The sequence below is a fragment of the Microbulbifer maximicatervae (SeqCode) genome (assembly GCF_052467385.1).
On sequence record NZ_CP174311.1, the window covers coordinates 2,004,680 to 2,027,574 of the forward strand.

Consider the following 22,895-nt stretch of genomic DNA (forward strand, 5'->3'; position numbering starts at 1 on the left):
CCAAGCTGGAGCAACCCTTTCGCTATATTAAGACCAGTTTAGCTACAATAAGGCACGATATCATAGGTTAGTAGAAGCACTGAATGCTTGTGCTGACAGGCAGGATTTTCGAGCTTATTACCTAGGCAGCAGCAAAGAATACAGACGACTCTTGAAAAAATGATTTACAAGTTTTCTATTTTTCTTGATGCTCTGCAAATCTGCATTTGCACGACTCAGTAGTGTCTCACCTTTTTTCAGCGGCTTCTTTGAGGTCCCTATATTTCTCATATGATTCCAGACCAACTCATCTGGATTTAGGTCTGGTGCATATGGCGGTAAGAACACCACTTCAAGCTTGCCATCCTGTGAATCGATATACTCCAATACCTTTTTCGATTTGTGTACTGGGTGCCCATCAACAATGAGAATCACTGGTCTTTTCGGACTTCTCTGGAAATTTTTGAAGCATTCTACGCACTTTTCTGCCGTGAACTTTTCACTATAAATATGACACCAGAAGCCAACTCTGTTCGATAAAGCTGAGATCGCATTGATTGACTGTCTTTGACCACTCGTTTTTACCACTGGAGTTTTTCTTTTTTCTCCCCATGTCCTTTGGAGTGGATCGTCTGATCTGATATTAGCCTCGTCCAGCCAAAATATTTCTGCCCCAGTTTTTTTCGCATAAGATTTAATCTTTGGGTAGATTTCCTTTACCCATTTATTCACCGTCTTCTCATCTCTATCGTAAGCTCTTCGTAGAGGCTTTTGTGGCGTCAGGCCCAGTGTGCCGACACCAGAAATGCTAAGTTCAACCTTGAATCTCTCAAAAATCAAATCCGATACGATCTGACGTGTCCACAATCCGAAGTCAAAGCCATATTGCCTTGGATCGCTACCAATAATCCATCGCTTGACTTCCTTTTCTTCAATAGCTGATAGTTTTCTACCGCCTCCAGGTCTAATTTTTGGAGATAGCGCTTTAATATTTTTCTCCCGAGCAGTCCTTAACCATGGGAAAATAGTTCTGCTCCCCAGCCCTAAGCTACGACTAACCTCCGCCGCAGATTCTCCATCAAATACTCGCTGAACAGCAATTTTACGTATGAGGTGCTGCTTCTCAGTACTAAGTTTTCTGGCATCGTATTTCATGCAGTTTATATTGCCAGAGTGTACTGATTATTTCTGCCTCGCTAGTAAGTGCTCCCCCAAAAGAGTGAGCAGCTTGTTGCCTTCGGGTAAGCCTAAAATTGGCGTGTATTTGTGCTTGAAGTGCCTGTCGTATTTTTGGTGAAATGTAATCACAATTCGTAGAGATATTGTGAGATTATTTAAAGGCTCCCTCGGTTATCAGGGGCTCTTGGAGGCCGGTCCCCTCAACTTAACTTTAATTACCCTATGTCTAAAAGCGCCTAAAATCTAAAAATATTTATCCAATACCCAGTGGGACCCACTTTGTAAATGGCAACACCATTAAAGAGCCACTCCCCGAGCACCTGGAGGTCGCCATTTTTGGTATGGGGTGCTTCTGGCGCAGAGCATGGGTTCTGGGATACGGATGGTGTCTTTGCCACTGCCGTAGGCTACACCGATGGCGCCACTGAAAACCCGAACTACGATGAGGCCTGCACCGGTCGTACCGGGCATGCGGAGGTGGTAAAAGTAATCTTTGATCCGAAAAAGGTGGGCTATGCAGAGCTCCTGCGTATCTTCTGGGATCACCACGACCCAACCCAGGGGATGCGACAGGGTAACGATATCGGCTCCCAGTACCGTTCCTGTATTTTCTGTCTGAATGAAGGCCAGAAACAGGAGGCGGAAGCAAGTAGGGCGGCTGTGCAGGAGGCGCTGGATGCTAAAGATCGCGGTTTAATCACCACTGAGATCAGCATGGCCCAACCATTCTACTATGCCGATGAATACCACCAGTAGTATATGGCTAAGAAAGAAGACGCTGTTTGCCCAATTCTTCGCAACCCAATGCACGACTAAACGTTGTTAGATTGCAGAAGCAGGCGGCGCGGTGAGTGCTGCCTGTTGTTGTGACGCTTAGCACAGTTAATTCCCCTCCACTTTTCTGTCTTTTTCCTGCCTTCTCTGAATTTGCTTCCCTGTATTTGATTGTCGTTAAAATATGACCAAAATCTAAAAACTTGCGCCCAAATCATAAAGTCGGCGGTGGGATTGGCGCGTAAAGTTCCAACTCCTGCGTCGGAGAAAAGAACCCTTGAGCCTCACTTTTATCTTGAGCAGAAATGGTTACGGTTAATAAGGGGGCCGTTACAGATTTCACTCTATCCGCGTAGTTATTCAGAGGCTCCTTAAGTACAGAGTCACAATAATTTTTTCGTAGGACCTTTTATGTACAGCGTTTACTCTATGGCGCGCCAGTTGGGTGGAGTATGTACTTGGGATTTTTCCCAATCATTTCCTGTGTTGAATATCCGACAGATTTCTGGCGGTGGAATCTGTTTGTCGCTGGTTTCACACTGGATTAAGTATCATGCTTATGACGACTCTTTAGTAAATCACTTGGGTGGTGTTTGGGGTCAGCGAAGATTTATCCCTTTCAATATGGGAAAATACCAACGAATAGCGGCACAACAGCAAGCCTGGCAGCAAAGTGCCAACTGGGAAGCTTCTCATAGGGCCTGGTTACTTTTAAATCGGTTGAGAGTGCTTTCTTCAGCTACCGGAAGATCAAACAGGGATTCCTTGCGACAGCGGCTTAAACAGATTAATGGAGCCTATGCGTTAATTGAAATGCGCTCTAGTCGAGACGAGAATCCGGGCGCTCATGCAGTAGCTGCTTGGGTTGGTGCCCAGTCATTTGGCGGGCAAAAGCAGGATGCTTGTTTCTTTGATCCGAACTTTGGGGAGTTTTGGTTTGAGGATAAAGAGGATTTTTACTTCTTCTTTCACTTGGTCAGTAATATGCATTATCGGGCGGAACATAAATTCGATTCATGGCAGATCGATAGGATATGGAAAAGCTAGCTCTATTCATAAATTGGTTCTGCTTAGTGTTGCAGGAAGTATTTCATCTCGTATAGAGTTTTGCGGTTTGCTTAAGATGGTTGGAGTTCTAGCCATCTTACTTTCCCCATACAAAACAACCCAATCTGCATGTATTTTCCTTTCCCTAAAGAAAGTCCAAAACCTAAAAACATTTGCCCAATATCTAAAGCGCTACTTGATAGTGCCGACATAATATAGATCTAAAGAGAGAGCTATTCTTTTGGCTTTTAGGGATGAATTACCCTTTAAGTTGGAGGTTGAGAGGGTGGAAAATTGGCCGGTAAGGGGTAAGTGTGGTTTAAAGCCATGGAGGCGCAGTTCTTTTCATATAAACAAATTCATTATTTCAGGTTTGGCATATTTAACTTTTACTGTTTTAACAGTGCGCTGGATATAGTGGGCGTTAAGTCTGGGAAAGGGAGTGTTAGAGAAGTAAATTTTGCTGATATTGGAATTACTTAGATCCTGTGCGGGTATTGGGCTGTGAGTCGTTGCTTGTCATAATTGGTTATAAAGAGATATTAAAAGTACAAAATTGGTGATGTTGATCAATTTGGCAATGTTCATTTGAGTCAATGGGTAAAGGATTGATTGATCTATTTTATTGTTGTTGGGTTGGCGTAAATATAAGAGTATGTCAATCTGCGCACCCCATTTTCTAAGAGAGTTATCAGTCCTTGTAGGTAAAAGCCTCTGGCTAGGTGTGGATCAGTATTTATTGTAGGTTTTTGTTCGAATTAAAATAGATAATTTTTGGATTTTAATTGTCTGTTGGGAGGTTGCTTGTATGCGTGTTAGTACAATTGCCGAGCGTCATCGAGGGCAAAAAATTTGGGGTTTTTCTCAGAGTTCGCTAAGAGTTTGGGTGCACTATGCAGGATTTAGCACGTTTGGCATTTGTGGAGCCTTAACTGCACATTGGATACATTGTAGGGCTTCTGAAGGGGTATCTCTATCAAGCAAATTGGGCTTGTATGAAAAGTGGAAAGTTGGAGCAGGTCCATTTACATTCACTCGACTTCGCTCTCTAAATATTCGTGAATTAAGAAGTGTTGCCAAGTCTCAGTGGGGGTGGGCACATGATAAAGATAATTCTTATATGAATAATGTAGGGGCGTGGCTGAGAGAGCGTGGGGTATACCCAGTACCTGGGCTTGGGGATGATTCCAATATTCAAATAGTTAATCCTGGAATTCAGCCTTTATCAATGACCGATTTTTTAATAACATCATTAGATCAATTAAACGATCATTACGTAATAATCACTGTGTCAGGTAAAGTCTTTGGGCACTTTTCAGCGGCCCATGCTGTCTCCCTCTATATTGGCCCCGCTGGGATGGCTCAACAGTGCACTTTTTTTGATCCTAACCATGGAGAGTACTGTTTTAATAACAAACAGGATTTTTTTAATTTCTTTCGCGAGTATTATCGGCGGAAAATCCTGTCGAATGGATTTGGTTCCCTAGGTCTTTCAGATCGTTGGCGCACCCATGTTTACACCTTATAAAGTGCAGAGCGGCGGGGTGTTATGAGGGGGCTTCCTCTAACATGTTATGCGGTAAAGAGGTGCTGCTGGATATCGGTTTAATTAATTTTATAGTCTTTATGTGTAAAAATCGTTGCGAATTCTCTGGTGCCCGACTGAATAAGCATCAAATAGCCCAATTACCGCCCATGCAGGAGTGATCTGACTTGGAGATGGGGGGGTGGGCATTTAAGCAATAGTAAAAACCGTCACTGGCTCATTAGCTTTTTTTTATATATACAGTTTGCATGTGCCTTCTCACACTGCTGTATTTAAGTTCCATGACTCCTATTTTATCTCCACTGATGTGCGCACCAATCACTCCAACTCCCTGGATAGAGTAGTGAGTCGTGGCGACCAGCTAAATATTGTGCATAGAAATTAACGCAGGCAGTAACTCCGGAGCCGCAGTAATTGAGAAGCGGTTTGCCGTCCGCCAAGTTGCCGAATTGCTCTTTGAGTTCGGGAATAGATTTCACTTTCCCATTGTTTTTGTCAGTTATGTTCTGCCAGGGCTGGTTGATGGCGGTGGGTATATGTCCGGCAATCGGGTCGATAGGCTCTTCAATTCCTTCAAAGCGCTGACTGTCCCGGGCGTCTACTAACTGCCAGGGTGCTTTACCCAGGTTTTGTTTGATAGTCTCGTAATGAACCAAAAGATTTTCTTTTGGTTGTGCGCTGAAGTTTCCTTGCTTGGATCGAGTGGGCTCGCTTGTGTCCAATGCCTCCCCTGCATCGAGCCAGGCTTTTAGACCGCCATTCAGAATGCTGATTTTCTTGTGGCCAAAGAAGAAAAACAGGAACCAGGCACGGGCAGCGAAACCCAGGCGGTTGTCGTCGTAGACGATTACCTGTGTGTCACTATCGACTCCCAGATTGCGAGCGTAGTCCTGGAACTGTGCAGCGCTCGGCATTGGGTGGCGGCCGCCGTAGCGTTGCACAGGGGCAGAGAGGTCACGGTGCAGGCAGGCGTAATGGGCACCGGGAATATGGCCTGCCCGATAGTCCCGCTCACCACTATCGTGATCCGCCAGGCTATAGCGGCAGTCCAATATTATGGGTTCGCCGGTCTTTTTGAGCTCTACCAAATCCGCAACTTCAATCAGGGCAAAGTTGTTGTTGCTCTCCATCGGCCTCTCCTCAATCCTTGGTACCGCTTTTGTCGTGTAACTTCAGCTGTTGTTTTTGGTTATTGGCCGCTTTCCGGGGCAGGGACCTCAGCTGCTTGGGGTTCAACGGCCTGTTGTTCGGCTTCTTGCTGGGACTCAGATTCTTCTTCGGTGGAAATCTGGTCTGCCAGCTCCGCTTTGCGGCAAGTCATGGTGGTTTCGGTTTGATCTTCGGCAGGGTTGTCGAGAAAGCGCGCAACTGCCCGCTCCGCGCAGTTGCTTGCGGAAATAATATCGTGAGCCAGGTTGGGAAATAGCAGCCATTGGTGATTCGGTAGCTCTTTGCGTGCGATATCGACATCATCTGCAGCCAGTACCGGATCCAGGCCGCCGTGTAACACTATCACTGGAACTGGGGTGGAGATGGCTTCTGACTCAGTGAGAGGAGCAGAGGGGATTGCCCAGATGCGACACTGTAGCTGCAACAAATTTAAATCTGATCGCACGGCCCCGCCGAGAATGCCGGTGTCTGCAGCGTTGGCCCTGGCCTGATCAAAATCGACAAAAGGAGCCTCTTCATAGCAGAAGTGGCTAACGCCGGCTGCATCCCCAAAGTAGGGATCCAGTACGATCTCCATAAAGTGTGCGATGGCATCCTGGGCCGGCTGTAGCCCTTCATCGCCCTCATTTTCCAGGCCCTCGATCATCTTGGGCAGTTCACTGTAGAAGTTTTCGTTATACAGCGCCTGGAATAGAACTCTCAGCAAGCGCTGTCCAGTAAGCACAAAGGGATAGCTTTGCTTTGAGTAGCGGTGCTTGATCGGAATGGTGCGCGGCTCTTCGTCTAAGGTCTGGATCAGGTTTTCCAATCTGCGACGCAAATTGGGGTAGCGACTGTTACATTTCTCGTCTTCGATGCAATGCTTCAGGCCGCGTTCGTAGGCCGCCAGGGAGTCCTGAGGGAGCTGTTGCGTGTAGACAATATTGGGGAATACCGCACTGTTAAGCACCAGGGTGCGCACTGACTCTGGGAAGTCGCGGGCCACTGTCAGGGCGTAGCGGGAGGAGTAGGACACCCCATAGAGGTCGAATTTATCGAGCTTGAGGGTTTTTCTCAGCTCTTCTACATCCCTGGCGATCACAGAACTGTTGTACTGGGCCAAGTCGGCACCTTTGCTCAGGCGGCTGTAACAGCGCTCCATACTGAAGGAAAAAACACGGGCCTCTTCTTCCGGAGACAGGTTGCGCCGGAAGGCGGTATCGGCATCTTCGATAAACTCGCTGCAAGTGAGGCGCGGCTGGGCCATACCGGTGCCCCTGGGATCTATAACAAAGAGATCCCGGCCATCTTCTACTGTCATGGCGGCATAGTTAAGCCACAACCAATCGCTGGCGTTCTCGGGCTCTAACCCCATGCTGGCTCCGGGGCCTCCGGCGCCTAGGTGGAGTAGGGGGATTTTCTTGGGATCGGGGTTTGTGGCGCGGAAGCGCACGACCGGAAAGCGGATTTTGCGCTTTTCTGGGTGGGCATAATTCTCCGGCACCTCCATCATGAAACACTGGGTGAAAGGCCAGGTTTCATCGGTTTTGAACCAGCAGGGCTTTGCGACCAGGCGAGCGTATTGTTTTTGCGGGGATTGACCGGTTTGGACAGAGTTTGTCGAGCGCTCACAGGCTCCAATCACCATGGAAAAGAGAATGATGAGGAGTATGCGCAATCGGGCTTTTTGCACTTAGATTATTCCTGTGACTGCTACTAAATAGTGGTTTATGGTTCCAGACCTTTGAGCGGGTCAGTGCTTGCCGAAGCGTGCCACTGGCGCGGAGATATTCCAGCGCAATGCCGCGAGGCGAATCGCTAAGGTCACAAATACAGCAATAGCCACCACCAGCTCATGGGGTAGCCACCCTACATTGTCCAAGGCAACGAGTATGGCCGTACCGGTAAGGGCAGCGGTGGCATAGATCTCTCGCCGGAGTAAAAGTGGAATGTCACCGGACAGCACATCCCGAATCACCCCGCCAAAAGTACCGGTCATTACGCCGAGCACGATTGCGATGGTCGCGGAATAGCCCAGTTCGAGCACTTTCTGGGTTCCGAGCACCACAAAAACGGCGAGTCCAATGGCATCTGCCACCATTAGCAGGCGCATAGGGACCTTTAGATAGCGTATCAGGTAAAAGCTTACTACACCGGTAATTGAGGCGATCCACAGGTAATAGGTGTGCTCAAGCCAGAATACAGGGACGTTGAGAATAATGTCCCGGGCGGTACCGCCGCCAATAGAGGTGACGCAGGCGAGTACCACGGCACCAAATAAATCCATCTGTTTGTGGCCGGCGGCGAGTACGCCGCTGAAGGCAAAGACCGCGATACCGATCAATTCAAACCAGTGCAGCAGCTCATCCATATCATCGTTACATCCAGAGATTGGCGGGCAGGGGAGAATAGCACTTCTGTCTACGCAAAGGGAATTGAGCAGCGATCTACTGGTGAGAAGTGTGAGGCGCCGCAATAGATCGGTACCAGGGAGCTATTGAAGCAATTACAAAGGGCCCATTAGGCGCAGAAGAGTAATGGAGGCTGCTACCCTTTGGTTACGTCCATTGTTTACTGGCTGTAGAGATGCCGTATAGAAGCATACTGTTGGCTTTGCTGGCAGTCTCAATTTTTGGACTGAATTACCCGATAACCAAGGTGGCGCTGGCCGACTTCCCGCCAATGTTATTGGCTTCGGTTCGCTTCACCCTCGTCGCTGTTCCTCTGGTTTTCTTTTGTCCATTCCCCAAGACCTCGATCCTCAATGTTGTTGCGCTCGGCTTCTTCTTAGAGTTTCTCTCTCTGGGGTTGATGTACTACGCCATGAAGGCCGATATTCAAGCGGGTGTAGCGTCACTGCTAATGCAGTCGCAGGTGCCATTCACCCTATTGCTATTCGCAATGCTGTTTGGCGATAAGATAAATATGCAGCAGTGCTTGGGTTTGGTAATAGCGGCTGTAGGGTTCTCTGTATTCTTCTACTATGCCGATAAAGGTGGGTCGACAACGATAGTGGGATTTATCCTTATCATGGGGGCGGGGCTGTCTTGGGCGATAGCGAATATCGTATTCCGCAGGATGCCAGGAGTTAACTTACTTCATTTAATGGTTTGGGCTTCATTGGTGCCGCCGGTACCTCTTTTGGTCTTGTCGATATTTTATGAGAGCCATACTCCCTGGGTTTTCTTTTTTCAAGCGCATACGGCCAGTTGGTTTTCAATTGTTTACCAGGTGTGCATGGTGACATTGGTTGGTTATATTTTATGGGGTGATTTAATTCGTCGCTATTCCTCTGCCTGCGTTTCACCATTTGGGTTGCTGGTTCCTATTGTGGGAATAATCGGCTCATCAATTATCCTCGGTGAATATCTTACACTTGTTGAGTGGGTAGCGACCTTTGTCGTGTTGCTGGGTATTGCTCTTTGTGTAGTGAAATTCAATGATCGAAATCCGGGGCAGGAGATTGTTGATGTGGAGGGAAGTTAGGGGAGGGGTAATAATTTTATTCAGCTTGTTGGGCTCTCTGTTTGGGCTTTCCGCGCTTTTCAAAACTTCCTTTTTATACCTTTATTGAGAGTTTAATAATTGCTGAGGGCTGTCTTTACTTGTTTCGCGGTTCGATGGTGCGTAAATGGTCACAGTGAGTTTTGGCCTGCTCTCAAATTATTTTTACTTTAAATTCAAACGTTTTTTTCGGTGCAGTACTTTACTTGGTGTGGGTATTAATTTAATACTGCTCCACAGTCTATGCGCCGCCTTTTTGCGTGATTATTCCGAACTTTAGTTTAATGCTTTTGTGCTACCAACCTGGGGGGCGAGGTAGAAGTAAGGAGATAAGAAGTGATGGGATAAGGGCGATGCCCACGGAAAATACCGTGAGCATCGAACTAGGCGTGTTTTACACGAATGCTTGCAGGCCGGTCTGGGCGCGGCCGAGGATCAATGCGTGTACGTCGTGGGTACCTTCGTAGGTATTTACAGCTTCCAGGTTCATCACGTGGCGAATTACGTGGAATTCGTCGGAGATGCCGTTGCCGCCGTGCATATCGCGAGCAATACGGGCGATATCCAGTGCCTTACCACAGTTGTTGCGCTTAACCAGGGAAATCATGGTGGGGTCGAACTGCTTGTTCTCATCCATGATGCGACCTACGCGCAGGGAGGCTTGCAGGCCCAGGGTAATTTCGGTCTGCATGTCCGCCAATTTCTTCTGGAACAGCTGGGTTTGAGCCAGAGGACGGTTGAACTGGGTGCGGTCCAGGCCGTACTGGCGAGCGGCGTGCCAGCAGAACTCACCGGCACCCATGGCGCCCCAGGAGATACCGTAACGAGCGCGGTTCAGGCAGCCGAAGGGGCCGCGCAGTCCGCCAATTTCCGGGAATTTGTTTTCTTCCGGAACGAACACATTGTCCATCACGATCTCACCGGTAATGGAGGCGCGCAGTGAGAACTTGCCTTCGATCTTCGGTGCGGAGAGGCCTTCCATACCCTTGTCCAGCACGAAGCCGCGAATAATATCGTCGTCATCTTTCGCCCAAACAACGAAAACGTCGGCGATTGGGCTGTTGGTGATCCACATCTTGGAGCCGCTGATGCGGTAGCCGCCATCGACTTTCTTAGCGCGGGTTTTCATGCCGCCGGGATCGGAACCCGCATCGGGCTCGGTCAGGCCGAAACAGCCAACCCATTCGCCGGATGCCAGCTTGGGCAGGTACTTCTGCTTCTGCTCTTCGCTGCCGTAAGCGTAAATCGGGTGCATAACCAGGCTGGACTGAACGCTCATAGCGGAGCGGTAGCCGGAGTCAACGCGTTCAACTTCGCGTGCCACCAGGCCGTAGGAAACGTAGTTGAGACCGGCACAGCCGTAGCCTTCGATGGTGGAACCGAGCAGGCCCAATTCACCCATCTCGTTCATGATTTCACGATCGAAGATTTCGTGGCGGTTACCCTCGAGAACTCTGGGCATCAGTTTGCTTTGGCAGTACTCACGTGCCGTGTCGCGCACCATGCGCTCTTCGTCGGTCAGCTGTTGGTCCAGCAGCAAAATATCGTCCCAATGGGCGAGTGGCTGATGTTTACTCATGGTTTGTCTCTTCTACTTCCGTTATTAATTCCACCGGAGCGTCCAAGAGGGCCGGCTGAAGAAGGCCGAGCACCTTTGTACAGAGGGGAGACTTTTTGGATAAGCTCCGCGTCAAACCCCGATGACTATTCAGTTTAGTGTGCCGCATCATACCGAAGTACTCGGTTTTCGGCACTCCTGCGGGCAGCAATTTTTTGCCTGATTTTACGCATGCTTTGTAAACAAGAGTAAAACGCATTGCGAGCGATTTTGGGGGGCGGATAATGCACGCAATAAATCTCTATTTTTTACGATTAAACGTTTAATTTCGGTGATATTCCTTGTCCTTTTACCGTATTTTGGCAATTTGTGTTCCGCTGCTTGTCAGCTGTAGTTCGCAGCCAATTGAGACCATTCAACCCGATGAAAATTTGGGGTTACCAGAATCTTTTCGTGCATCGGGCACTGTCGCACCGAGTTTGCGCTGGTGGCGAGATTTGGAAGATCCGCAGTTGGACAATTTGGTACAGCTGGCACTGAAAGATAATCCGGATATTCAGGCTACCTATTGGCGATTGGAGCAGGCCGCAGCCACCGCGCGGGGAGCGCGATCGGGACTTTGGCCAAGACTGACCGCCAGTATTGAAAATACTGAGCAGCGCTACTCTTCTGGCGAGTTCACCGATCCCTCTGCGGAGGGCAATAGTTGGAGTACCCGTATAGCCGCCAGCTATGAAGTGGACCTTTGGGGGCGGGTCCGTGCCGGTGCCAGTGCAGCAGAGGCGGCTTACCTGGCCCAGGAACAGAATTTACAGACGGCAGCCCTGACCCTGGCGAGCGAGGTGGCAGCTACCTGGTTGGAGTTGCGGGAGCAGTGGGGGCAGCGGGATTTGCTGCAACAACAGCTGGAGATCAATCGCAAAAGCCTGAAGGTTCTGGAACTGCGCTTTGGTCGCGGCGTCTCAGGTGCAGCCGATGTTTTGCAGCAACAGCAGCTGGTCCAGCAGTCACAGCAGGAACTGGATGAGGCGGAAGCGGATGCCGAAACTCTAAAAGTACAGTTAGCGGTGCTCTTGGGTATCAATGTCGAGGAACTTAGCAGCATTATTCACGAACAGGTCGGGTTGCCGGCCTTACCAGCCCTGCCAGAGACCGGCGTGCCATCGCAATTGTTATTGCGCCGCCCGGATGTTGTTGAGGCACAGCGAGACCTTTTACAGGGCTATCACTTAGCCGATGAGGCCTGGGCAGATCGACTGCCCGTATTTAGTTTGTCTGCGGTAGCCAGCAATGGCACCAGTTTAATTAGTGACGTGACTGAAAACTGGCTCTTGGCCATCGCAGCCTCTATTGAGGGGGTGATTTTTGATGGTGGCGCCCTGGCATCCGCCCAGGAGCAACAGGACGCCGTTCTGCAGGAGCGCTGGGCGCTCTACCGCAGTGCGGTTAATGAAGCTTTGTCTGAAGTAGAGCAGGCCTTGATTCGAGAGAGCCTGATCGAGCAGAGACTCAACCATCTACGTGAGCGTGAGCGTCTCGCAGACCTTTTGGTTCTGCGCCAAAGCCGCGCCTATGCGCGGGGAACCATCGACTTCCTCAATGTGTTGACCGCGACGAGTGAACAACAGAGTTTGGCGCGACAAATCTTGTCTGCCGAGCGCGAACTGATTGAAAACCGAGTTGTACTTTACCGCGCGCTTTCCGGCGGGATCCCCCAGGCGGATCTTCCAGCCCCCGAGCCAGTGGATTTGGAGTTGTACCTGGAGGGAAATAACTGATGTTGCAGAAACTCAATTGGCGCCTGCTGATCCCCATAGTGTTGGTGGTGTTGGCATTCCTGGCCTTCAACTGGATGATGCGGGAAAAACCGTCGGTCAGTCGCGGTGAACGCAAATCACCTCCGCCGACAGTCGATGTAGCTGTTGCTGAGCAGGGTCGTTTTCCTGTAACTCTGAGCGCGCTGGGTAAAGTGAGTGCCCGTGAGTTAGCGGAGTTGGAGCCTCAGGTACAGGGGCAGGTGCAATGGCTCGACTATGATCTGGGCCCCGGAGCCGTAATGCCAAAAGGGCGGGTGCTGTTGCGTATTGATCAGGAGCCCTACCAGTTGGCCCTGATGACTGCCCAGAGTGCCCTCGCCGAACGCCGTGCTGAATTGCAGCAGGAGCAAGGACAGCAGCAAGTTGCTCAAGAGGAATACGAGCTTCTCGGCACAGCCCTGTCTGGAACGGATAAGGCTCTGGTGTTGCGCGAGCCTCAGAGAGCAGCAGCAGAGGCGGCAGTAAAATCCGCAGAGGCAAATGTGGCCTTGGCTAAACGCGATCTTCGGCTTACCGAGATTCGCGCCCCATTTGATGCCCTGGTAGTTGAGCGTGATGCCGACGTCGGTGATCGCGTCTCTCCGGGTGATACTCTCTACAGCCTCGCTAGTGCCGACCGTTTCCAGATAGCCGTTGAGATTCCCGCGTCACAACTGCACCGGCTCGGACGCGGTGATGTTGAAGTTCGAATTTATGGCAGCCAGTGGCCGCAGGGCGTCTACCGCCGCGGTGAGTTTGTCCGGGTTATCCCGGTACTGGAAGAGCAGGGTCGTCTCGCCAGTGTGTTGGTAGAGCTGGAAGACCCGCTTTCCGTCCAGGATCCGTCCCAGCCGCAGCTGCTTCTCAACGATCTGGCGAAAGTAGAGATCGTTTCCCAAAGTGAGGATGAACGTGTGCGAATCCCCCTCACTGCGTTGCAAGACGGCAACAATGTGTGGGTGGTTCGCGAGAACCGCACCACGGTTCTGCCGGTAGAAGTGGCCTATATGAGCGGCGACTTTGCAGTCCTGGAGCAGGGGCTCAGCGGTGGAGAAGCCTTAGTGACGACCCGGTTGGTAACCGTTACTGAAGGCATGCCGGTGCGAATTGCCGGAGACAGTAATCGCCAGCAGCGTCCGCCGATAGATGCGGCTGCCTCTGCGGAACGGCCGCCAAGACGCGGCCCCGGTGGACCCAACGCTGGGGGCGCAGATGACTGAGCAGAATAGATCCAAAGATAAGGTCGATACCCGCACGGGAGCCATCGCCTGGATGGCGCGCAACCACGTAACTGCCAATTTGTTGATGTTGGTCTTCTTGATTGGTGGTTTGATTTTTTCGACCATCGTTAAAAAGGAAGTTTTCCCGGAGTTCAGCCTGGACACTGTGAGCGTGTCCATTTCCTATCCCGGTGCCAGCCCTGAGGAAGTCGAGCGCGGTGTACTGGTGGCTGCCGAGCAGGCGGTGCAGGGCTTGGTAGGCATCAAAGAGATGACCGCGAGAGCCAATGAGGGTAGTGCCTCGTTAACCCTGGAGCTGGAAGGCGATGCTGATGCTGCCTTGGTGTACCAGAATATTCAGCAGGCTATCGATTCTGTTACCACCTTCCCCACAGATATTGAGCAGCCCCAGGTCAGTCTGGCCGAGCGCAAACGGGATGTGCTGGATCTGGTATTACACGGCGATCTTACCGAGCAAAACCTGCGCGCGTTGGCGATGCAGGTTTACGATAAGCTCGAAGCGCACAGTGGTATTACCCAGCTGGAAGCGCGAGGGATGCGGGACTTGCAAGTGGCGATCGAGATTCGCCGCGATGACCTGCGTCGCTATGGGCTTACCCTGCTGGAAGTGGCAAACATCGTAGAAAATGCAGCGGTAGATATTCCCAGCGGCAGTGTTAAGTCTGATGCGGGGGAGATATTGGTCCGGGTGACCGAGCGCCGCGATTGGGCTCGTGAGTTTGGCGATATTGTTATTGCCCAAGGTATTGGTGGCGGTGCCGTTTATTTAAAGGATGTTGCCAATATCAGCGATGCGCTTGAGGAAGAAGCGCGCAATATGGTGTTTAACGGCGAGCCAGCTATCAGCATCAAGATCTACCGAGTGGGCGACCAGACACCAATGAGTGTCAGTGAGGCTGCCCATGAAGTCGTTGATGAGGTCAGGGCAAGCCTGCCCCCGGGTGTGACCCTGACAGTTCGCGATGACGACTCGGAAATTTTCAAAGCGCGTCTGACCCTCTTGCTGAAAAACGGTTTTATTGGGCTCTTGTTAGTATTTGTTGTGCTCGGAGCCTTTCTGGAATTGCGGTTGGCTTTTTGGGTAACACTGGGCATTCCTACCAGCTTCCTGGGGGCATTGCTATTCCTGCCTGGGCTGGATATTTCCATCAGCATGGTAAGTATGTTTGCCTTTATTATCGCCCTTGGAATAGTGGTGGATGATGCAATTATTGCCGGTGAGAATATCCACGAGTGGCGACAAAAAGGCTACAGCAATCTGGAGGCTGCCGTTGCCGGTGCCCGCCAGGTATCGGTGCCGCTCACATTTGCAATCCTGACCAACATTGTCGCCTTCCTTCCATTGATGGCCTTACCCGGCTTTATGGGCAAGATCTTTGGTGTGATTCCCTTTGTGGTGGGCTCGGTATTTATTATTTCCTGGGTGGAAGCCCTGTTTATTTTGCCCGGTCACTTGGCCCACTCTCGTCGCGGCTATAAAAGTCGCCGGGCGCGCCGCTTTGCCGCGCGGCAGAAAATGCTGGCGCGGGGATTGGATCGTTTTGTACAGCAGCGCTTTAGGCCCTTCCTGGATATATGTATCAAGCATCGCTACACCACTATTGCGGTGGCAGTTGCGGCACTGATGGTGGTTGGTGGTTATGCCGCTAGCGGCCGTATGGGCTTCACCCTGATGCCCAGGGTGGAGCGGGACTCCGGTCGCTTTGCCGTCACCTTTCCCACCGGAACGGCCCAATCCCAGCTGGAAAAAGCGCGCTCGCAGATTATTACTGCTGCCGATAAGGTGCTCGAGCAATACGATAAAGAGAAGGTCTTCCTGGGGATTCGCGGTTTGATGGGTGATGACGCGATTATGGTGGACGCTTTCTTTGTTCCCGCAGATGAGCGCCCTTTTTCCACCGGTGAGTTTATTCGCGCCTGGCGCCAGGAAGTGGGGCCCATTGCCGGTGCGCTTAGCGCGACAACAGCTTCTGACCGTGGCGGTCCCGGCGCTGGCTCCTCGTTAACCGTGGAGCTTCGCCATACCGACACGGATACCTTGGAGCAAGCTGCGATACGTTTAGGGGATGAGTTGGAGAAATTCCCCAATGTCAGTGATATCGATCCCGGTATTTCCCTCGGTAAAACCCAGCTGGACCTTACGCTGACTGAAACGGCCAAAAGTTTGGGTATGTCTGCGGAGGATATTGGTCGCCAGTTGAGGGCAGCGTTGTACGGGGCTGAGGCCCTGCGCCAACAGCGCGGCCGGGATCAGGTGAAGGTCATGGTGCGTTTGCCTGAGGATGAGCGGGCCAATATCAATGATGTGAATAGCATTATGATCCGGGCAAGCAATGGACTTTGGATGCCCCTGCCAGATCTGGTAAAAATTGATAAAGGGCGCGCCTATGCCACGATTAATCGCCGGGCAGGCCGCAGGGTTACAACAATTACCGCCAATGTGGAGCCCAGTGACCAAGCGACGCTTGTGATTAATGAGCTGAATGAAAGTGTGGTCCCCCAATTGAAAGCCGAATTCCCCGGCCTAAGTGTTTCCTATGAGGGACGCCAAGCGGAGGAGCGAGAGGGATTGGCAAGCCTGGCGATGACCTTTGCCCTTGCGATGGCGGTGCTGTACTTGCTATTGGCAATTCCCTTAAAGAGTTATGTGCAGCCGTTGATCGTAATGGTGGCGATTCCCTTTGGTGTGATCGGTGCGTTACTTGGCCACTTGGGTATGGGGTACGGACTCAGTATGGTGAGTCTGCTGGGTATGGTGGCACTGGCTGGAGTTGTGATTAACGATACTCTGGTAATGATTGAGTACAGCAATCGTCTCCGAAATGATGGCGCCGATTTGGAAAGCGCGATCAAGGGGGCGGCAGCGCGGCGTTTTCGCCCGATCGTATTGACTACAGTAACGACTTTCTGCGGCTTGATGCCGATGATTTTTGAAAGTTCGGTGCAGGCGCGCTTTATGATTCCGATGGCGATCTCGCTGGGCTATGGAATACTCGCTGCCACAGCGATCTCATTGTTATTGGTACCCTGTCTCTATTTAATGATGGGTAAAGATATTCCCCAGTTGTTTGCAAGGTTGAAAAATATCATCGCTCGCCTTGGTCGTAGCGGTGCAATCGCACAGAAATAAATTCACTAGTAGCCGGTATCTTCTTATCGGCTATTTTCCTCAGAAATTTAATTTTATGACTGATATTTAACTATCAGTTTCCAAAATACGTTCCTGTCTCCCTGAATACCACCTTCATTTAATTTTCCTTTATGACTTGGAACTGCGTTAGCTGAAATACTGCTCCAGTTCAATGTTATGAAATTATTTCCCGGCATACTTCCAATTTAGCAACTGATTTTCAAGTAGTTCAAATAACAGAAAATTTTGACCAAATTTGAAAGACAGAGAAATGAATTGAAAGTTAGTTTTCGGATTTTAATAAGTATAAAAGGTAATGTTCAGTGTGCAGCTCAATAAACAAACATAACGCCCAGTCCTTAGATTTTGAATCGGGAGAAATGGGCGCTGTATCATCAGGAGATACAGTTTGCGATTTGATCGAAAGACAAAAGCTAAAGAATCCTGATCAGGTCGTTATTATCGATGGCAACACAGAAATAAATTTCACTCGCCTGATGAAACGGGTCGATGGGATTGCCGCTGATTTGGTAAATCGAGGGGTTGAGCCTGGTTCCTTGGTTGGAGTCTGTATGAGTCGATCCTGGGAGCTGGTCGCGGCTCTACTTGGCGTAATGCGTGCAGGTTGTGCTTATGTCCCACTGGACCCGACTTATCCGCTAGAGCGGGTACGATATATGCTCGAGCACTCCAGAGCTGCCGCAGCAATCGTTGATTGTGACGAAAATGCAAACTTGTGCCTTGGCGTGAAAGAACTAGTATGGATCGATGAGTTACGAGAGCAGGCACCGGAGTTTTTACCGGAACATACCAGGCCGCAAACGAGTGATTTAGCCTATGTAATCTACACATCCGGCTCTACTGGAAGCCCGAAAGGGGTTGCTATCGAACACCGAAGCCTTATCGCTCTCATTAAGTCCATGAGTGAGCTGTTGAGCGAAGGAGAGCTAGAAGGCGTTTTGGCTTCGACCTCAGTTTGCTTTGACCCCTCGGTGATGGAAATTATCGGGACTCTTTCTCTGGGCGGCCGAGTTATATTGTCGAAGAATATTTTGGAGCTGCCAAAACTTCCCTTTCGAGAGCAAGTGCGAACTTGTATCACCGTTCCATCTGCGATTCAGGCTTTACTTTCGATAGACAAATTACCTCAGGGAGTGCGTTGCCTGATTTTTGGGGGTGAAGTACTTAAGCAATCCCTGGTCGAGCAAATATACGCGGGGGCTGAACAACTGCGGATAGTTAATGTTTATGGCCCCACAGAGGACACGGTTTACTCAACTTATACAGAAGTTAGCCCCGATAGCGACCAAATTACGATCGGAAGGGCGGTTTCAAGTTCCCGCGCATATATTTTGGATGAGAGATTACAGCCAGTTGCTCCCGGCGAGGAGGGGGAGTTGTATTTGTCTGGTGATAAGCTAGCTCGAGGCTATTTAAATGATGAGCATCTGACCGAGGAGCGTTTTATACAGCCTGTCTCCAACCCCCGAATTTCCGACCAGCGCTTGTATAAAACGGGAGACCTGTGCCGATGGACAGCAAGTGGAGAAATAGAATACTTGGGGCGCGCCGATTGCCAGGTGAAGATTAGGGGCTATCGTATTGAACTTGAAGAAATAGAATCGGCAATTGAGTCTATACCGGGTATTGATGTTGCCGCTACTACCGTTATAGATGGCGGGGCGGGGCAGAAGATCCTGGTGGCTTATATTGTTGCTAGCGAAAAGACAATTACCGAGGTAGCAGTAAAAGAGTTTCTTGAACAGCGCCTTCCTAAATATATGGTCCCCCAGTTTGTCAAGCACCTGCAAGAGTTACCCCTGCTACCCAACAATAAGCTGGATCGTAAACGATTAGCCCTCCTTGAAGCGGAGCTTGTCGTTCCAACTGAAAGCAGTTTGGCTGCAAACGATGATATTAATCAAAGCAGTGGAATGCGCGAGCACTTCGCAGGTTTATCAGTAGACAGCGAGGCAATTTTTACTTCGATTATCCGTGGTGAGATGGCTTCCATCATGAACCACCCAGATCCGGAGGTTGTGCTCCCAGAGATAGCCTTCGACAAGCAGGGCCTGGATTCGCTGACAACATTAGAATTGGCTAGCCGATTGAGTCATTGCATTGGACACCCCCTATCTGCGCAAACAATCTTCGATTATCCCACACCGAAGCTATTGGCTGGCTATATGCTTGATTTGACGGAAGGTAAGATCAGTGGTGAGTCAGCTAATGAGGTTGCCAAATCTGAAATTGATGCGCTGGCTAATTTCCAGTCCCAGCTCCAGTTGAGCCATCCAACTTTCCAGGCCGCAAAGGCATCATCCTGGTCTGCCTCTGACAAAAGTAAGTTGGTGCAGGCGGTGATAGCCATGGCAAATAATCAGAAGAGGAATCCTTACAGTAAGGTTTTACGGACAGGTAGTGGGACCCACGGCACTGTTACAGATGTTTATAACGATGATACCCAGGATGCAATTATTTGGACGACCAATCTCTACCTTGGCTTGAATAGAGATAAAGAAGTTATCGAACAAGCATCATCTGCTGTAAAGCTTTTCGGAACAGGAATGGGCACTTCAGCGGCGGCATCGGGCCTGACGGACCTTCACCTCCAGTTTGAAACGGAGTTTGCTGATTTGGTAGGCAAGTCAGGAGCCTGCTTGTTTCCAACGGGTTATACGGCCAATGTCGGGGTGGTGGCAGGAATATTAGGTAAAGATGATGTTGTGGTTATAGACCAACTTTGCCATGCCTCAATTGTTGATGGGGCCCGTCTCAGTGGTGCCAAAATCAGAACTTTCCAACACAATAATGCCTCTGATCTGGAGTCGGTGTTGGAATCTGAAGCATCTCCCTACCGAACAACGCTAGTGGTGCTCGAGGGCGTTTACAGTATGGGGGAAGGTGCTGCGCCGGTAGCTGAAATCGTGCGTGCAGCAAAGAAATACAACGCCTTGACCTTAGTTGATGAGGCACACTCATTCGGTTTTTATGGTGAGCGTGGTGCCGGTATCTGTGCGGCTCAAGGTATTACTGATCAAGTTGACTTTATTATGACAACACTCAGTAAGTCGCTCGGTAGCCTTGGGGGTGTGGTTGCTGCGAGTAAGGAGTACGTTGACTTGCTGAGGTCCTCAGCCAGGGCATATATCTTTCAGGCTTCTATCAGTCCTGCAGATATTGCAGCCGCATTGACTTCTTTGCGTCGGATTAAATCTGACGATGGACTGCGTGATCAATTGTGGGATACGACCCGCTATATGCGCCGGAAATTCGAGCAGGCCGGATACGATTTGGGAACAGGTGATGGGCCTATTATCACACCCCATTTTAAAGATAAAGATAAACTATATGGGATAGTCCAAGCGCTTTATCAGCGCGGTATTCAAACCTCGGCTGTCACTTACCCGATAGTTGAGAGCGGCCGCGGCCGCCTGAGGTTGATCTGCTCGGCAGCTCACACGAGGGAGGATGTTGATAGGACCGTGGAAGCTCTTATTGAGGCTGAAAAAGAGGCTGATGCTCAATCCCAGGAAACAAAAGAGGAGGCTATGGATTTGGGGCAAGCCCTCGCTGAAATTGGTGAGTGGGCAAATACCTTTTCTAACTTCCTGCAGGAATATATCAATCGACTATCCAGCCTTGTGCCCAACTTGTGCTTGTCTGTGAGTGTTACTGAACAGTTTGAGCCGGTGAGAATTTTAATTGATGGCGGCAAAGTAACCTTGAGTGATCTCTCGGCCAACGACGTTCCTTTTTGCTCAGTAACGCTAAGAAACCAGAGGTCTGTCACGGCCTTACGGCTTCACGATGTTCAGTCGCTGCTTGATGATATTTGTACAGGTAGCTGCACCTTAAGCGGTCAGGTTGAGCCATTTATATGGTGGATCGCCCGTATTCTAGATTTAAGTGTGGAGGTAAATAACCCTGTAGACTGTGGATCAACTAGAGAGCGGGCGATTCATTAACTAATGAGGGGCGAGGTATAAAGTTATGGGCCTTTCAGCTTATCCTGAAGGGCCCACGTCTGGTGTCACTGGCAGAGTAGGTCGGTTACTTATTTGCCTGATTTTTCACTATGCTACGCCAGGGAGTTTGCGCCAGCTCCACCGGATTAAAACAAATACTAATATCGATGCAGCTGCTGTAATGTAAAACGGTAGGCGGATATCAACTTCCATTGCCATGCCCCCCGCGAGCGAAATCAAGCTTGCTACCAGCGTGAAGCCCGCAGTAGCTATTCCCATTACCCAACCCTGTTCCGTTTCATCGACACTATTGGCGAATATATTCAAGAGGGCGGGGTAAGCGAGCCCAAAGCAAAGGTACGCGAAGAACACACTGAGATAACATAGCCAAATATGGCTGCTGAATACGAAGACTAACGCACTCGCTCCCATCACTAAGGCGGAAACTGTAACTACCAGGGGTTTAGTCCAGCGGGACAAAACAGGCTTGACCATAAAGAGGCTGGAAATTGCCACCGCAATACCCATAGTCAGCATGGCCATACTGGTTATTAGCAGGCCAGCTTGGAATCTACTGCTTAAATAGTTTGTGATAAATATATAAAAGCTGAGATGCAGCAGCATGAAACAGAGGTAGGCAGGGCAAAGTCGGACAACCCGAGGACGGTCCTTCAGATGTATAAACTGAGTAAATAGATCCAGAAAGCGAAGCCTAAGCTGCATCGGGGCTTGCCGGGTATTGTGATAAAAGGTCAGGATCAAAAACAAAGTAATAGCGACAAGTACCAGAGCAAAGTAAAAGGGCAGTTGGATACTGGCTATGCTCCCCAATAGCTCCCTGTCTGCCAGGACTCCTGCCATAATCGGTCCAGCTACAGCCCCAGCACTCATTCCGGCTACCAATAACCCTAGGTTCTTGGAGGCTTCCAGCTCACTTTGGCTGGCATCAATCATTGCTGCTTGAGCAATAGGTTGGTTTCCCGCAGTAAAGCCGCTGATCACTCGTCCGAGAATAAGAAGCCAAAGGCTATTGCTTAGCAAAGAGAGGACAGTGATAGCGTATCCGGCCATGGCCCCCACCAAACACAGCACCATGGCAGTTTTGCGTCCAATACTGTCAGATAGTTTGGCGATATATACGGACCCAACAAACCACGCCAGAAAGAAGCTGCTGATCACAACTCCATAGTACAAGTGCCGAGTTGATTGTGGCGTATCAGTAGGTAGGAACTGGAATTTTGTCGACATAACCAATTCATTGATGATCGGGAACAGCAATCCCTGACCCATCAGATCTACAAAAACTACTGCCAAAAGGGCTAAACGGCACATGGCAGACATAACCACTTCCTCCCCCAGCTTCAGCTTTGCTGCCTAAAGCAAGATAGCAGGTGATGAATAGGTGACGGGGCCTGTCATTGAGCAGCGTAAGCCAGGTAAGAGCGATAGAGCTATTTGAGACTAAGCGCACGGTTAGTTACCCGGGAATAAAGGCGGTTAAGACAGTTGAGGCTTGCTCTATATATCAGAATTCAAGAGAAGCTTCTCCTATTTCTGGGGGTGACGAACTATCTCTTTGATTTTTATAGGGTTGATAATGTTATAAAGAGCAGAAAAAGCAGGTAGATATATAGCGCCTGCTTTATATCTACCTGTTGAGAATTATGTCAAAGCTCTTAACTTTTTGATATTATTGGGTTTTTGAGGTTATCTTGAAAGAAGTGAGTAGAATTATATAGAAGGGTGATATAAAAACGCTTCTTTTGAATTAACTGTTATAGGGCTAGAAATTGAGCCAAATTCACAAAGACCAAAAATTAAGTGTATATCTTTGGAAATTCATGGTTTGTCTTTTTGCTTCAAGCTTGATTCCCATGGCATATGTACTTTGGGCAGTTTCACCAGGGTTAAAGGGAAACTGGTTTGGTGTTGCTATGGTTTCAGCAGTTTGTTCAGCATTATTGACGGCGGCTTTACCGGTAAACAACGCTCGTTACTATGTTCCAAGTAGTGTTGTGGTGGGC

At 49.7% G+C, this 22,895-nt stretch carries 15 protein-coding genes; 8 read left to right on the plus strand and 7 right to left on the minus strand.

Annotated elements, in window-relative coordinates; genetic code table 11:
- Positions 1–117: 117 nt before the first annotated feature.
- Positions 118–1,134, minus strand: coding sequence for an IS630 family transposase (locus ACJJIR_RS08585; protein ID WP_444908027.1), 1,017 nt, complete (start codon positions 1,132–1,134; stop codon positions 118–120).
- A gap of 309 nt (positions 1,135–1,443) precedes the next feature.
- Between ACJJIR_RS08585 and msrA the strand changes: the two genes are divergently transcribed.
- The 3 genes from msrA (at position 1,444) to ACJJIR_RS08600 (ending at position 4,507) form a co-directional block, all read left to right on the plus strand.
- A complete protein-coding gene (gene msrA, locus ACJJIR_RS08590; RefSeq protein WP_444908028.1) occupies positions 1,444–1,914 on the plus strand; it encodes a peptide-methionine (S)-S-oxide reductase MsrA in 471 nt (156 codons plus the stop codon).
- Between the two features lie 429 nt (positions 1,915–2,343).
- Complete coding sequence (locus ACJJIR_RS08595) at positions 2,344–2,979, plus strand: YopT-type cysteine protease domain-containing protein (RefSeq protein ID WP_444908029.1); 636 nt, start codon at positions 2,344–2,346, stop codon at positions 2,977–2,979.
- A gap of 808 nt (positions 2,980–3,787) precedes the next feature.
- Positions 3,788–4,507 (plus strand): YopT-type cysteine protease domain-containing protein, encoded by a 720-nt coding sequence (locus ACJJIR_RS08600; protein WP_444908030.1) that lies wholly within the window; start codon positions 3,788–3,790, stop codon positions 4,505–4,507.
- A gap of 311 nt (positions 4,508–4,818) precedes the next feature.
- Here the strand turns inward: ACJJIR_RS08600 and ACJJIR_RS08605 are convergent, their stop codons facing one another.
- Genes ACJJIR_RS08605 through ACJJIR_RS08615 form a run of 3 tightly spaced genes read right to left on the minus strand, consistent with a single transcriptional unit; the run spans position 4,819 to position 8,045 of the window.
- Positions 4,819–5,655 carry a sulfurtransferase gene (locus ACJJIR_RS08605; protein ID WP_444908031.1) on the minus strand — a complete coding sequence of 279 codons (837 nt, stop codon included), beginning with the start codon at positions 5,653–5,655 and terminating at the stop codon, positions 4,819–4,821.
- Between the two features lie 59 nt (positions 5,656–5,714).
- Complete coding sequence (locus ACJJIR_RS08610) at positions 5,715–7,367, minus strand: alpha/beta fold hydrolase (RefSeq protein WP_444908032.1); 1,653 nt, start codon at positions 7,365–7,367, stop codon at positions 5,715–5,717.
- A 60-nt stretch (positions 7,368–7,427) separates the two neighbouring features.
- Positions 7,428–8,045, minus strand: a complete 618-nt coding sequence (locus tag ACJJIR_RS08615; RefSeq protein ID WP_413662328.1) for a trimeric intracellular cation channel family protein — start codon at positions 8,043–8,045, stop codon at positions 7,428–7,430.
- Positions 8,046–8,260: 215 nt separating this feature from the next.
- On the opposite strand from ACJJIR_RS08615, the gene ACJJIR_RS08620 reads away from it, so the two are divergent.
- A complete protein-coding gene (locus ACJJIR_RS08620; protein ID WP_444908033.1) occupies positions 8,261–9,160 on the plus strand; it encodes an EamA family transporter in 900 nt (299 codons plus the stop codon).
- Between the two features lie 412 nt (positions 9,161–9,572).
- Here ACJJIR_RS08620 and ACJJIR_RS08625 read toward each other — a convergent pair whose 3' ends face one another.
- Entirely contained in the window at positions 9,573–10,757 is a 1,185-nt protein-coding gene (locus ACJJIR_RS08625; protein WP_282932536.1) for an acyl-CoA dehydrogenase, read from the minus strand.
- Positions 10,758–11,077: 320 nt separating this feature from the next.
- On the opposite strand from ACJJIR_RS08625, the gene ACJJIR_RS08630 reads away from it, so the two are divergent.
- The 4 genes from ACJJIR_RS08630 (at position 11,078) to ACJJIR_RS08645 (ending at position 20,871) form a co-directional block, all read left to right on the plus strand.
- Entirely contained in the window at positions 11,078–12,514 is a 1,437-nt protein-coding gene (locus tag ACJJIR_RS08630) for an efflux transporter outer membrane subunit (protein WP_444908034.1), read from the plus strand.
- Entirely contained in the window at positions 12,514–13,752 is a 1,239-nt protein-coding gene (locus ACJJIR_RS08635) for an efflux RND transporter periplasmic adaptor subunit (RefSeq protein WP_444908035.1), read from the plus strand. The genes ACJJIR_RS08630 and ACJJIR_RS08635 overlap by 1 nt, the downstream gene beginning before the upstream one ends.
- Positions 13,745–16,903, plus strand: coding sequence for an efflux RND transporter permease subunit (locus ACJJIR_RS08640; RefSeq protein ID WP_444908036.1), 3,159 nt, complete (start codon positions 13,745–13,747; stop codon positions 16,901–16,903). Before ACJJIR_RS08635 ends, ACJJIR_RS08640 begins: the two co-directional genes overlap by 8 nt.
- Positions 16,904–17,319: 416 nt before the next feature.
- Positions 17,320–20,871, plus strand: a complete 3,552-nt coding sequence (locus ACJJIR_RS08645; protein ID WP_444908037.1) for an amino acid adenylation domain-containing protein — start codon at positions 17,320–17,322, stop codon at positions 20,869–20,871.
- Between the two features lie 108 nt (positions 20,872–20,979).
- Here the strand turns inward: ACJJIR_RS08645 and ACJJIR_RS08650 are convergent, their stop codons facing one another.
- The gene (locus ACJJIR_RS08650) at positions 20,980–22,212 is read right to left on the minus strand and encodes an MFS transporter (RefSeq protein ID WP_444908038.1); all 1,233 of its coding nucleotides are present in this window, start codon (positions 22,210–22,212) and stop codon (positions 20,980–20,982) included.
- 460 nt (positions 22,213–22,672) lie between these two features.
- Entirely contained in the window at positions 22,673–22,858 is a 186-nt protein-coding gene (locus tag ACJJIR_RS08655; protein ID WP_444908039.1) for a hypothetical protein, read from the minus strand.
- Positions 22,859–22,895: the final 37 nt, after the last annotated feature.

What these genes read in the sequence shown, in the direction of transcription:
- ACJJIR_RS08635 (WP_444908035.1), top strand. Translation starts at nt 12,514, where the DNA reads ATGTTGCAGAAACTCAATTGGCGCCTGCTGATCCCCATAGTGTTGGTG.
- ACJJIR_RS08640 (WP_444908036.1), top strand. Translation starts at nt 13,745, where the DNA reads ATGACTGAGCAGAATAGATCCAAAGATAAGGTCGATACCCGCACGGGA.
- ACJJIR_RS08595 (WP_444908029.1), top strand. Translation starts at nt 2,344, where the DNA reads ATGTACAGCGTTTACTCTATGGCGCGCCAGTTGGGTGGAGTATGTACT.
- ACJJIR_RS08615 (WP_413662328.1), bottom strand. Translation starts at nt 8,045, where the DNA reads ATGGATGAGCTGCTGCACTGGTTTGAATTGATCGGTATCGCGGTCTTT.
- ACJJIR_RS08585 (WP_444908027.1), bottom strand. Translation starts at nt 1,134, where the DNA reads ATGAAATACGATGCCAGAAAACTTAGTACTGAGAAGCAGCACCTCATA.
- ACJJIR_RS08620 (WP_444908033.1), top strand. Translation starts at nt 8,261, where the DNA reads ATGCCGTATAGAAGCATACTGTTGGCTTTGCTGGCAGTCTCAATTTTT.
- ACJJIR_RS08650 (WP_444908038.1), bottom strand. Translation starts at nt 22,212, where the DNA reads ATGTCTGCCATGTGCCGTTTAGCCCTTTTGGCAGTAGTTTTTGTAGAT.
- ACJJIR_RS08600 (WP_444908030.1), top strand. Translation starts at nt 3,788, where the DNA reads ATGCGTGTTAGTACAATTGCCGAGCGTCATCGAGGGCAAAAAATTTGG.
- ACJJIR_RS08605 (WP_444908031.1), bottom strand. Translation starts at nt 5,655, where the DNA reads ATGGAGAGCAACAACAACTTTGCCCTGATTGAAGTTGCGGATTTGGTA.
- ACJJIR_RS08625 (WP_282932536.1), bottom strand. Translation starts at nt 10,757, where the DNA reads ATGAGTAAACATCAGCCACTCGCCCATTGGGACGATATTTTGCTGCTG.
- msrA (WP_444908028.1), top strand. Translation starts at nt 1,444, where the DNA reads ATGGCAACACCATTAAAGAGCCACTCCCCGAGCACCTGGAGGTCGCCA.